The sequence below is a fragment of the Enterococcus sp. DIV0691 genome (assembly GCF_051711145.1).
Lineage (GTDB): Bacteria > Bacillota > Bacilli > Lactobacillales > Enterococcaceae > Enterococcus_B > Enterococcus_B hirae.
Map to the genome: position 1 here is coordinate 38,859 of NZ_JBIOLY010000002.1, position 13,062 is coordinate 51,920.

The following is a 13,062-nucleotide window of genomic DNA, read 5'->3' on the forward strand; positions in this document are numbered from 1 at the left end:
ATATCTGTTATACTAAGTCCGTTGCGGATCATACCGTAACACTGAAAGGTAAACGCATTAAGATGACGACTTAATGCCACCTGTGGACGTCGACGAAGGTTACCAGCCTTCCGAGTCTCACAGGGCCTTTCTTTTTTTGTATTTTCAATTATCCCAATGTATCGTCCAAAAGTGCAGAACGAAAATCAATTCATCACAAGCATAGCAGACAATTAAATTTAAAACAACTAAAATTATACAAAAAAATGTAAATGAATATTGTTAGTACTGCTTGAAAAGAAGTAATATCGGGCTTTTCAGCTTGAGGAAATAAGTAAATTACCTCTTTTCATAAATTATTATAACTCAAAAAAAAACGCATGCAAACACTAGTTCCCTATTTTTGGCCAAAAAATCGTCTTAAAATCTAACGATTATGAAGTTAAAATCTACGTTTGGGATTATTATCATAAACTTTTAATTTTGATAATCCTTAATTACAATTATTACTTTGTAACATTTGTAATTCAATTAAAAACATAAAAAATTTCTAATTTATTATAGAGAATCTAACCAGTTTTCCGTGCTAACTGGTGGTATCCCTTCAAAAGTTGCTTTTTGTTCTTTTGCAAGTTTTGCAGCAATAGCTTTCTCAGCAAACCAATTTTTAACATAAACAAAAATCAGATTCTGCAAATTATTTACTTTTTCAGTTTTTTGTTTTTGATAAGCTTTTAATAAAGTCATATATATTCCTTTGTCAGCATCGATTCCGTAAGATTCAATTTCTTCATAAACGACAACTACTTGTTCTGATTCCTCAGCTTTGCGTTTTGCATTGTGTATGGTTATGACAGTTTGTTGTGCTTCTTCGTAGGTATTGGAAAATGTTTTTATCAAGCTTAATACCCTTTCTGGTACAAAGGTGTTTATGCTATCCTCTTTCATGATACCGACGAAGTTATCTAGCAAAATTTGATTTTGTAATTGGTCAGTTTTAGTGTCTATTAAGTGTCTATTAGTGTCTAATATATTATTATTAAGTTCTGGTATGATTTTCATACCCTCTGATTTATCAACGTTTTGACACGGTATGATTTTCATACCATCTTGAGTCCCAAGGGATTTAGCCTCTGATTTTTCTTCTGGTGAGGGTATGATTTTCATACCCTCTGATTTATCAACGTTTTCTTTATTTTCTCTATCAAATTTTTCGAGCAAGTAAATATCATTTTCTGAGACTTTTAATTCTGCTAGATATAATCTATTAGGATTATTTTTCCCTAACTGTTTGTTAAATCCCATCTGCTTTTGTAATAATAAACCAAAGGATTCCAACTCTTTTTTGATTGCTATTGCTTTTTGTTTTTGGCAGTTTAATACGTTGCATAATTCATTTGTCGTATAAGTAAAATAAACATTACCTTCTTCATCTATTTGTCTCTTACTAATCGCGATCTCTAATCTTGCTTTTAAAAGCATATAGGCAATCTTAGTTGAATCTTTCATTTTTTTGTATTCATTAGAAACAATAAAGACTTTTGGAAATTGATAAAATAATTCGTTGTAAATCCTATCTGCTTTAAAAAAATTAAATTCAGTCATTGTAGATCCTCTACTTTCACGTTGGATTATTTATGTAAAATTTCCTACTCTTTTCGAAAATAGCAAAGATAAACAAAAAATGCAAACGCATTAAAACTATTTTTTTATTAAGTACTACCATAAATCAGGAATAAAATTAATTATGTACTACCTACAAACCCATTAAGAACTACTTTAAATAAATATTATTTATAATTAAATACTACCAGAAGAATATATGAATAAAATTTAGTTTGAAAATTAATGATGATTAAGTACTACCAGTATTAAAGAAAAAATGAATTAAGAACTACCTAATGTATATGAAACATACTACCGATAATAACAATATATACTACTAATAAATGGTAGTATATATTGTTATTATTTCTATAAAACAAGGCTTTAAGTTAGAAAACAATAGATTATGTACTACTAAAAAATACAATAAGTACTACCAATGTCAGATATATATGATGATTATATACTACCATTAAAATTAACTTATTCAATTACATACTACTGTATTAATCTAAAAAAAAATATTTTGAAGTAGTTACATACTACCTTTTAAATAATATACTATCATTAAACTTCAATTATATACTACCTATGTTTCTATTATGTGCTACCGTTATGGGAATAAGATAATAAAAAAATACTACCAAATTACTATTAAATACTACTTAAAACATAAAAAATAAACACTACCGAAATTAGGTAGTGTTTAATAAGAAAATTTGTACAAGTTATAAAAAAATTAGTCTTAATTTTTTTATGTACATATTTATTAATTGTATACTACTTTATTTAAGTAGTACATAATTAATGGATAAAACTATATGGATGTATTTTGTCTAGCTAATGAGTTGCATATGTTTATATAAAGGTGTTTAGCATAATTTAGTTGGAGTTAATAGAATTGAATAACTATTTTTTTAGATTATTTAAGTAGCTCTTAAATATGGTAGTACTTAAATAGTTTAAGGTAGTATATAATTAAGAATTAATATATATCTTCTTTTATAACAGAAGGGGAGGGGCCTAGGTTAGCTACCCTCACTTAGCTAAACCTAACGTTTTTTAACGCTTGAAGTGAAAGCTTCTTGGGAAGAGAACAGCCTTGATAGTTTATTCTTCACTAACAGCGGTGTCTCTTATTGACCAAGCTATCCCTGTAGTTGCTACGGTACTTGATTTTATCTAAGCTAATGATTGTATCCTTAAACCTTCGGTCAAGACATTGATACTAGCGTTGATATCTCGATCTTGATGGGTGTGACAAATGAGAAGTTCATTCTCGAATGTCGAGCGGTTTCTTGCCGTTTTTGTGTCCACATTCTGAACAAATTTGACTAGATGGAAACCACTTATCTATCTTAACAATCTCACGTCCGTACCAGTCAGCTTATTATTATCAATTACTTGTCTACGATATTCAGTTACGAGATTCAAGAAAATAAAGTTATTCCAGTATGGTTACGTGGAACACATAACCATTTTTATGAATTAGCAGAGAGCACTCGCGACTTTATTCGTTTAGATGAATCGGCTTCGGTTGAATTATAACTTTAGCTAGATCAATCAACCGACATATGTTAAATCTATATATAATAAAAATACTTAATTAAATGGATGTTAACGGAAGTGTATGGTGAGTAGTTTACTAATGTTTTGATAGCGTTTTTATATGTTTTCAGCGTTCTAAGTGGCTTATTTAATCAAATAATAATATGGACTGAGATCCCTTAAATAGCACCGTTGGCAATTGATGTTATAACGTGTTATAATCTGTTCGTCAAAAGCTAAGAGGAGCGTGATAACATGGGAAAAGAACTAAAGGTTAGAAAGATCGGCAATAGCGTGGGAGTGATCCTTCCAAGCTCTCTTGGTTTAAAAAACGGAGACACTATCCAAGCCAAACAAGAAGGCAACTTATTTATATTAGACACCACTCAAATAGCAAAAGAACACGATCGAAAATTAATTGAAGAAAGTTTTCAGGACTTTGAGAAAGGTTTAATAGTTTCAGAAATTGAAATGGTAAAAGCTTTCGGAAAATACGGCTGGAGTGAATAGATGGAAGAATATACGCTAGTTTATTCTAAAAGTTTTCAGACTAGTCTTGAAACGATAATAGAAGAATGGGAAAATGAGCTTACTCTTTCTCCAGTCAGCATAAAAAGATTTGTAGGTGCGATTCAGAAGGCTTTAGAACTAACCAAAAATTTTCCAACTATGCATGGGGAAGTTTCCGGAATCTATGGAATGAATATTCCCACATATCGGATCGTGATCGGCAAAAGCTATGCCTTATTTTATCGGATCGACCCTGAGAAAAAAGAGATACTTGTAGGACGTATTTTCCAATCTAAACAAATGAAACTAGAATTTTAATATAGAAGTCCTTGGGCGCTGGTAAAGTGATTCTAAGGGCTTCTTTTTTGATCAATGGAAAAGAAGAAGCCCTTCGTAACGGCTCCAAAGGCTCTAAGCGTCGCATACGGTATTGTGGATGGAAGCTAATAAAAAAATGATATGGTTCCAGCGCTTAGGGATCCCCAGATCGTTCTTGTTATGCTCTCATTCATTTTTTTACTGAAAGCTCCAAAAATCGCAATAGAAGGGCTCAAACTTTTCTTATGAGAGACACATAGAGACTATGAGCCAGGAAAGAATATGGTAGTGGCCGATGGGGTACTAAAAAATAAAGGGATCTTATAGTTCATTTTATTTAAATGTAAGCTGATCTTTTTATTTATGGGATCCAGTTGCTACTTTTTTACAAGCTAGCTGGTTCGTCCAATTTAGGGTGGATGAATTAGTAAATCATGTGGTAAATATTATTTACTGGAAATGGCTCAACAGTATATTAAAATATACACTAAATAGCGTCATTACTTTGAAGGACGCTATATAATAATATATTTCTTCTTTTTCTTATTCATGTAGTTTGACATATTGTCTATAGTTCTTTTTATATAAGAAATGTAAGACGAGAAATAAGTACATCGGTTCTCTTTTTTAGTTATGTACTACTTTTCGCCTATTAATTATAAGGTAGTACATATTTTCTTTTTTTACGGTAGTAAATAAAAATAAATATGTTATAATAGTATCAAATATAATATTAGTAAAAGAAAAGAGGTAAGAATGTGGTAGCGAAGAAATATGTGATTGGTAATTTTAAAGGTGGCGTAGGTAAAAGTACGTGCGCGCAAATGCTAGGGTTTGAGTCAGCAGTTAATGAAGGAAAAAGAACCTTGATAATTGACTTGGATATGCAAGGAAATACTTCTGATGTAATGAACTTAACACATATGAATTTTACTAATGAAGAAGGAGGTGGAGAAGGGGAACCAATTGTTTACGAAAATACTGTGACTGACGTGCTGATAAATAATCTTCCCCCTAAAGAAGCAATCTATAAAGTGGTTAATAATCTTTATATACTTCCAGCAGATATGTCTTTTGAAATGTATGATGATTGGATCAAAGAACAATATAACGACTCATTGTCCCAATTCAATTATATGAAAGCAAAACTAGAACCATTATTTGATGAGTTTGATGTCATTTATTTAGATGTTCCACCTTCAATCTCTGTATATAGTAAATCAGCAATGTATATTGCTGACTGGGCAATCGTTGTTTTACAGACCCAAGTAAAATCGATGAGAAATGCTATGCAATACTTAGAGTATATGGACTTTTTTGTAAAAGAGTTTGATACGAATTTGTATGTTGCTGGCGTGATTCCGTTTATGTTAGAAAGTGGCGATGCAGTTGATCAAGAAATGTATAAACAGGCTCAAGAGATTTATGGAGAACATCTGATTAAAAATGTCGTACTTAAAAATGCTCGTTTAAAACGATATGATGGTTCAGGTATTACGATGGAGAAGACAAAGAAAGGTCTTTTAAAACAGTGGGATCGAAAAAGTCATGAACTATTTATCAGTATTTTAAAAGAACTGGAAGAACACGAGAATTGGTATACGGAGGTGTAGTAATTGGCTGACATCAAAGGACTTGATATTTTTGGTAATAATAAAGGGCTTGCTAAAATAAAAAAAGAAGCAGATGCAAAGAAAATGCAGCAAAGAATTACTCCAACTGAAACTATGCAATCGGAATCACATCAAATACAAGAAATAAAAACTTCATCAAATATTGAAAGACAAAGTAGAGGAAGAACAAGAAAAGTTGGTGCACCAATCAGAAAATTTGATAAAGTTTATTCCACAAAACATCCTTTAAAATTGTCTACTTTGTTGAATGCTACTTCCAGAGTTTTAGTAGAGAAATATGAAACAAATATGACGAGAGATGAGTTGTTGAGAAAAGCTCTGGATGAATATATCAAGCAAAACTTTACACAAGAAGACAAACAGGACTTATTTAATGATGTGATGAAAGAATTAGATTTGTTTAGAGAGAAGTATCCAATTGTTCCAGAACTTGACGACCACGGGGAAATAGTAAGGACGACAGTTCAAATCAAGAAAGATACGGAGGAGTCTATTCGGAAATGTTGGGGAATGAATAATAAAATTAGATAGAATATATAAAGTACTACCTTTTTTAGGTAGTGCTTTATTTGTTTCTAATATTTGAAATTACATATTTATATTGAAAATTAGAGATATGTGAAATAATTATAAATTACCTAAAAAAGTAAGAAGAAATGAGATTGTGAAATAAAGTTACTACGGTCTAATATAGATTGGTCAATGTGATGATAACAGATACTAATACTACCATTTATTATTTGAGAAACAGAAGATCATCGGATGAGTAAGATTATTATATTTTTGTTAATAATACATACAAATATTTAGTGGTAAAATATTTATTTTTAGTAGTATGTAAATGTTAATTATATAATATAAAACTAATACGTTTAATTTTTCTATTTTTTTGTTGCTATTAGTTTTTAATATTTATTTTTTAGATATGATAAAAAAAATAAAATTTTATAAATACTGACGTTATGTAAAATAGTTACTATAAATGCTGACTTGATTTTGTGACATGTTAAATTGGACAAACCCTTAATTAATATGTCTTTTGAAATGCACCAGGAGTGGATCAAAAATCAATATAATGATTAACTTTTACAATTCAAATATAAGTAAGAAAAAATAGGACATCACTTTATTAGTTTTATGTTATTAGATGTTCCACCTTGTATCTCTGTATATAGTAAATCAGCAATGTACGTCGCTGATTGGTTAATCGTTGCCTTGAAGATTCAAGTAAAATTAAAGATAAATTCGATGTAAGTATATATGGTCTTTTATGGAAAAGAATTCGCTACAAATTTATATGCTGTTGAGGTAATACTTTTCATAGTAGAAAAATCGGGACACAGTAAATATATAAACAGGCCCATGAGATTTATGGTGAACATCAAATTCAAAACAATGTGAAAAAGCAATAAACTATTTATTAGTATTTTAAAAGAACTGGAATAACATGACAATGGATATGCTGAGGTGGAATAATTGGCTGATATCAAAAGGTTGGATATTTTGGGAAGCAACCAAGGGCTTGCAAAAATAAAAAAAAAAGCAGAAACGAATAAAAAGCAACGAACAACTACTTCAATCAGAAGTAAACAATTGGAAGTGCATCAAGTACAAGAAATAAGAATTTCCTCAACTACTGAAAGACATAGTAGGAGAAGAACAAAAAAAATTGGAGCGCCAATTAGAAAATTTGATAAAGTATATTCTACTAAGCATCCTTTAAAATTGTCAGCTTTACTAAACGCCACGTCCAAAGTTTTAGTAGAAAAGTATGAGACAAATATGACAAGAGATGAATTGCTGAGAAAAGCTTTAGATGAATATATCAAAATGAATTTAACTCAAGAAGATAAATTGGATTTATTTAATGATGTAACTGAAGAATTAGAAATATTTAGAAAGCAGTATCCCATTATTTCTGAATTAAGCGATCATGGGGAAATAATAAGATCTACAAGTCAGATTAAGCAAGACACTGAAGAAACCATATGCAATAGTTGGGGAATGAATCATAAAAATAGATAGTTTTATAATTAAAAAATGAATATTCCATTTTAAGATCTGTTTATAAGGAAAAAATAGGTACTTTCTTTTTAAGAACCAAAATTATTTTTTTAAATTAATTTATAAATATTTATTATTTTTAAGGTAATATTATTTATTAAATTTTCAAATAATGATGAAATCATATGATGGTTGTTTTATCACTTACAATTGATGTAGAAACAAAATGAGATAGTAAAGTCTTCTCATTTTAACCTCCAAAATTAAAATATTTAAATGGACTGTTTTCAATATGATCCATTTCACTTTTTTTAAATATTTTTTATCTTCCTAGCCCAACTAATACAGTTATTTGATTATTTTCCAAAAAATTCAATTTTTTTCGGTAAAAAACTGATTTAAGAACATCCAAAAGCTGGATAATACAGAACTGTTTAAAAATTTTTTTATATTAGATATGTTTTTAATATATTTATTTAATTTTTTTGTCTGTTAAATTATTTTTTAAACAATTTTATTGATAGAGTCAGTAGATGTTCTATAATCGATTATTCATCCATTAATAAAGGCTTTTTGTCAAATTAAAATAATAATAATTCAGTTTCGTACAAACAAAAAATGTAAATTATATGATAGTTATGAAGTCCTATAACGTAGAAAAATTATTATTTAGAATTTTAAGATGCTGTACAAGGGGTAGCCGAAGAGATAGTCAAGCTAAAGGAAGAGACAGCAGAGATGATTTCTGTTTTAAAAATAAACGTTATAGAAATAATTCAGATATTCGAAAGTAAAAGATAAAAATGGATTTTTAGATAAGACAGTTCTTATTTTTGAACATCTATTAAAATTTAGAAGCAGTGACCAACTAGTAAGATAAGCGATTGATATTAGAATAATAAGTATTTATATATTTTTATTGAAAGTCCACAAAAATAAAAAAATCAAATGAATGAAAAATAATTTAAAATAAAATTACTCTATTCTATAAAAAGGAAAGGAATTTCTATTATGAAAAAGATTTATTCTACTTCAATTATCAATAAAAATGGGAGATCAGGTAGTACATTTTTGCCTTCAGGCAAAAAATTTATGGACATTGTTTCTCCGGGGGAAAGATTAGATCAAAACATATCGAACCCGGAGCAATTATTTGCTGCAGCTTACAGCGCATGTTTTAATCAAGCGGTCAAAGCATGTTTAGAAAAAAATAATTTGATGAATAAAAGTGAAGTAAAATGTACCGTTGATTTATTTCAATTAGAAGATGGAACATTTACTTTAGGAATTACTTTAGCAATTAATATCGTGGGATTAAATGAAATAGAATCTCGCGATATTATCAAAGAAGCAGATAGAATTTGCCCTTATTCTCGCGCATTGAAAGGACAAGTATCTATTGATATAAATCTTATCAAATAAATATAATTTAGACTACCCAAATAGTTTTTTTCTTTATTTTAAAAAGTGATATTTGGGTAAGTCTATTTATGTTTTTGATATTTAACTTAATTTATAATGAAAGGTTTAAAGAAAGGTGTTCTATAATTGAGCTAATTTTTTTTAAATCTGTTTGTGAACCTAAATTTGAGATAAAAAAGTATTTATCAGTATCCAAGGTATCATTATATTTTACATTAGTAATAATCAAATCATATTCTTGCTTGGAAGAATATTCATCTATGTGTACAGATTGATTACTGTAAAATAGTTCATTTAACCTTGTTGAAAAAGCATTAGCTAAAAAGGGGGAAGTATCCAATAAGAGTGCAATATTTATATTTTTGCGATTGTATTTTTTCAGTGTAAAAATGAGTGAATAAAGAATATATTTGAAGTAATTTAATTGAAATGAATTAAATTCTTTCTCCAGTACAGGTTCATTTCTTAGAATATTAGCTACTATTTTTTCTTCAAATGGTGTTTTGTATTGATCTAAATAAGAGTTCAATGTAATCCTATCGATGGAAAAAATAGTTCCTTTAAAGAATAATAATTTTCCTAAAAGATAGAATAAACTAGTATGAATTTTATCATATAAGCTATCCATATGAAATCTTTTTTGTAATAAAATCAATACTTTAGAAACTAATAGGTTACGTTTATCATTAATGTGTACAGAATAGAGATTAATTGTTGCACTATCAAGTATTTTAAAACTGTTAAAAAAAAGAAAAGTAATATAAGCAACATTGTCTATTTCTTCACAAGCAATTTCTTTCCAATATTTTTTAAAAAATATTTTCAAATCTTGAAATAATTTTGTATCTTGAACGTTGGGGATATAAGAAAAAGAGAGCCTATTAATAATATTTTGATTTAGTCTTTTTTTCTTTTCTCTCAGCAATACTAACCATAATGCTAATTTTTTTTGTTCAATAGGTCCGATATTTTCTTTATATGTTTCTAATATAAAGTTATTTATGTCGTAATTGGTAATATCTTCCGATTTATATAAAGGATTAGAATCGGTACCCCAATAAAATAAAAAATAAAAATACAGATATTGAAAGATATTTCCTTCTATCTTCCCGTTACGTATACGTAAATCAAATTCTTTTAAAAAATTATTGCACTGAGTAATTAAAATATTTAATGAAGTGGCGCTAATATTCATGTTATCAGCTATAGAAGCTCTCGATAAATAAGGTTGCTTATATAGCATATCTATTAATTTATATTTATCAGAGTTAATAAAAAAGTAATAAGTTAAGTGATCAACTGGAGTGTTAGGAATATTTTGAAAACAAATATCATGAGTTTTACTGATTAATGATAAATCTTCTTCCGGATAATAATTTTTTAAATAGTCATTGGTTCGTTCAACTATTTTTTTTAATGTAGGATAAGAAATTCCTAGTTTTTTACAGATTGTATTTTTATCTAATTTATAATTATTTATGTATAGTATCCTAAGTAAAAGATACTCCTTTTCTGTTTGATAATCTAAAAGTTGTTCTTTAAACATAGTTGTCTACCTTTCTACATAATTAGCGAATAACATTTTAACAAGATGTTTTCTTTTTTTAAAGTTTTTTTTTAAACTTTTTTTAAATAATATAAAAACATGCTAAACACCTCCATTACCTAATTTTAATTAATCATATAATAAAGGTGTTTAGCATGCTTTATAAGTAAAAATAATTTTTTATTATATTCAACCACTTTCTATTTTGATATTGTAATGTTATTCGTAAATGTGATTGTAAAGTAAGGACCTATAGTATTCGTTGTCCATATGATCATTTCAATCTTTTTATTGTTGGTATTTTTATAGGATGAAATGTTATGTAAATCTCCCACTTGTTTAATCGTATCTTTTTTAATTAAATAATCATTTATTTGATTTCTTTTGCAGAAATTTTTTAATATTTAATAAATGTGATATTTCCTGTTATTATTATCGTTAATAAATAATCCTCCTACCAAGCAGTTGATAAGGATGTTTTTTCGATTTTTATAATTAAAATATTTCATTTTTATAAAAAAAAAAAAAGAGCAAGTAGCTCTTAAAAATATTATGCTTTAAATTGAATTTAGCAAGTAATTAAATTTTAATTACTTTTAAATTCCTAAAAATATATCTTATACAAAGGAATGATAAACATGAAAAAACAAGCTTTACTAGCCGCTGTTGCACTAGTAGCACCGGTTATGTTAGGGACTGGTGTATCTGCAGCTTCTACTACAGCACCAGCAGCCAACGCTAACTCTGCAAGTACGACAATGAGTGCTACTTTTACAGCCCCAACTAATGGTGGTACGAACCCAACTCCACCTAGTCCGACAACACCTGGTGGTAATCCTTCACAACCAGGAAACACCCCACTAAATCCTACCGGATCTTTTGGTATTGCTTATGTACCGGCTTCTTTTAATTTTGGTTCATCAGCAATTAGTGGATCAGGGGAATTAAACGTCCAAACTACTGTTGCTAACGGTAGAACATACAATGTTGGTGTAAAAAATAATACACACAGTAGCGATGGTTGGACTTTAAATGCTAATCTTACGGGAGATTTGGCACAAAAATATGGTGCAAAAATCAAAACACAAACAACACTTAATAGTGTTAAAGTGAATAATGGAAATAATTCTTTGACTAACGTACCAACAAATACTGTTACGAATACTGCTAACTACGCTATTACTGCAAATCAAACACCGGTTATGCAAATTGCATCCAATAAAGTTTTAGCAGGGACATTTGACCTTAATTTAGGTAGTTCAGTTACCTTAAATATTCCTGATTCTTCTACGTTGAAGGCAGGTACTTATAATGGAACAGTTAATTGGAATTTGGCAACGGTACCTACACCTTAAATATAATATATGCCAAAATAATAGAAAAAACAGGAATAAGTTCCTGTTTTTTCTATTATTTATCATAATTTGCAAAATGATAATAAGGGGAATATTAATGTTGAAGAAAAAATTATCAAGATGTTTATTGCTACTTACTATAGTATTTTCTTTTACACAAAGTAACATAGTATTGGCAGAAGATAAAGTTAATGAAACTGTAGGAGGTTTCTCAATTGAAGGAATTCCCAATTCTAATCAATTGGATAAAAACTCTAGTTACTTTTATTTAAAAGAAGAACCAAACACTACAGACAAGTTGACTATCAAATTAAACAATAGTTCAAATAAAGATAAAGTATTGGATATTAAAGTAGTAGATGCTAATACCAATAGCAATGGTATCATAGACTATACAGGAAGTTTAAAGAATAATAAGGCATTGAAATTGCCACTGACATCAATGGTAAAACCCAAAGAAAAAGAAGTGACTGTTCCTAAAAATAGTTCTGTAGAAACGAAGTTAACTGTAAGTATGCCAGCAGAAAAATTTTCTGGGGTAGTTTTAGGTGGAGTTGTTGTGTCTGAGAAAAAAGATAAAGAAAAACTAAAAGAAGGAACTGTAGGAAATGAGTATAGTTATACAATAGGAATTGTTCTAACCAATGAGAATAAAGTGGAATTATTCAAAAATATTTCAGTGGAACTAGAAAAAGTAGGTCCGGTACTATCTGCAGGAAAAAAAGTAGTTCAAGCTGATATTTTAAATCCGAATCCTTATGTTTTTTCTAAAGCAGAAGTAACAGGAACGGTTTATGAAGAAGGTAGCTCAACAAAATTAAAAGAAAGCACAATGCAAAATGTATCAATTGCACCATATTCTACTTTGCCATTCCAACTAGACTGGCAAAAAGAAGATTTAAAACCAGGAAATTATGTATTTAAATGTTCGGTGAAAACAGCTGAAAATACATGGAATTTTGAAAAGAAATTTGAAATAAAAAATAATGAAGCAAAAGAAATCAACACAGAATCTGTGTTTAAAGTAATTTTACCTAATTGGTTCAAGTACAGCAGTGCTGGTCTCATCGGTGTCATTATTGCAGGAACAGTATATGTTTATATTCGATCATCTAATCGTAAAAGTAAGAAAAATTAAAAA

The 13,062-nt window shown here is 28.7% G+C and carries 11 protein-coding genes and 1 pseudogene; 9 read left to right on the plus strand and 3 right to left on the minus strand.

Features of this window, described 5'->3' with window-relative positions; all coding sequences use genetic code 11:
* Nucleotides 1-537: 537 nt before the first annotated feature.
* Nucleotides 538-1,584, minus strand: coding sequence for a replication initiator protein A (locus IGJ11_RS13395; protein WP_438772632.1), 1,047 nt, complete (start codon nucleotides 1,582-1,584; stop codon nucleotides 538-540).
* 1,182 nt (nucleotides 1,585-2,766) lie between these two features.
* A pseudogene (locus IGJ11_RS13400) lies at nucleotides 2,767-2,971 on the minus strand (zinc ribbon domain-containing protein); the annotation flags it as partial.
* Nucleotides 2,972-2,997: 26 nt separating this feature from the next.
* Between IGJ11_RS13400 and IGJ11_RS13405 the strand changes: the two are divergent.
* The 7 genes from IGJ11_RS13405 (at nucleotide 2,998) to IGJ11_RS13435 (ending at nucleotide 9,020) form a co-directional block, all read left to right on the plus strand.
* Nucleotides 2,998-3,132 (plus strand): addiction module toxin RelE, encoded by a 135-nt coding sequence (locus IGJ11_RS13405; protein ID WP_438772712.1) that lies wholly within the window; start codon nucleotides 2,998-3,000, stop codon nucleotides 3,130-3,132.
* Nucleotides 3,133-3,387: 255 nt separating this feature from the next.
* Nucleotides 3,388-3,642, plus strand: a complete 255-nt coding sequence (locus tag IGJ11_RS13410) for an AbrB/MazE/SpoVT family DNA-binding domain-containing protein (RefSeq protein WP_438772634.1) — start codon at nucleotides 3,388-3,390, stop codon at nucleotides 3,640-3,642.
* On the plus strand, nucleotides 3,643-3,960 hold the full coding sequence (locus IGJ11_RS13415; RefSeq protein WP_438772636.1) for a type II toxin-antitoxin system RelE/ParE family toxin: 318 nt from the start codon (nucleotides 3,643-3,645) through the stop codon (nucleotides 3,958-3,960).
* Between the two features lie 758 nt (nucleotides 3,961-4,718).
* Nucleotides 4,719-5,573, plus strand: coding sequence for a ParA family protein (locus IGJ11_RS13420; protein WP_438772638.1), 855 nt, complete (start codon nucleotides 4,719-4,721; stop codon nucleotides 5,571-5,573).
* 3 nt (nucleotides 5,574-5,576) lie between these two features.
* Complete coding sequence (locus tag IGJ11_RS13425) at nucleotides 5,577-6,125, plus strand: hypothetical protein (protein WP_438772640.1); 549 nt, start codon at nucleotides 5,577-5,579, stop codon at nucleotides 6,123-6,125.
* A 945-nt stretch (nucleotides 6,126-7,070) separates the two neighbouring features.
* Nucleotides 7,071-7,619 carry a hypothetical protein gene (locus tag IGJ11_RS13430; RefSeq protein WP_438772641.1) on the plus strand — a complete coding sequence of 183 codons (549 nt, stop codon included), beginning with the start codon at nucleotides 7,071-7,073 and terminating at the stop codon, nucleotides 7,617-7,619.
* Between the two features lie 990 nt (nucleotides 7,620-8,609).
* Nucleotides 8,610-9,020 (plus strand): Ohr family peroxiredoxin, encoded by a 411-nt coding sequence (locus IGJ11_RS13435; protein ID WP_438772643.1) that lies wholly within the window; start codon nucleotides 8,610-8,612, stop codon nucleotides 9,018-9,020.
* A gap of 91 nt (nucleotides 9,021-9,111) precedes the next feature.
* On the opposite strand, the gene IGJ11_RS13440 is transcribed toward IGJ11_RS13435, so the two are convergent.
* Nucleotides 9,112-10,566: a helix-turn-helix domain-containing protein gene (locus tag IGJ11_RS13440; RefSeq protein ID WP_438772645.1), complete on the minus strand. Its 1,455-nt coding sequence runs from the start codon at nucleotides 10,564-10,566 to the stop codon at nucleotides 9,112-9,114.
* A gap of 638 nt (nucleotides 10,567-11,204) precedes the next feature.
* Between IGJ11_RS13440 and IGJ11_RS13445 the strand changes: the two genes are divergently transcribed.
* The gene (locus tag IGJ11_RS13445; protein ID WP_438772647.1) at nucleotides 11,205-11,921 is read left to right on the plus strand and encodes a WxL domain-containing protein; all 717 of its coding nucleotides are present in this window, start codon (nucleotides 11,205-11,207) and stop codon (nucleotides 11,919-11,921) included.
* A 172-nt stretch (nucleotides 11,922-12,093) separates the two neighbouring features.
* A complete protein-coding gene (locus IGJ11_RS13450) occupies nucleotides 12,094-13,059 on the plus strand; it encodes a DUF916 and DUF3324 domain-containing protein (protein ID WP_438772649.1) in 966 nt (321 codons plus the stop codon).
* Nucleotides 13,060-13,062: the final 3 nt, after the last annotated feature.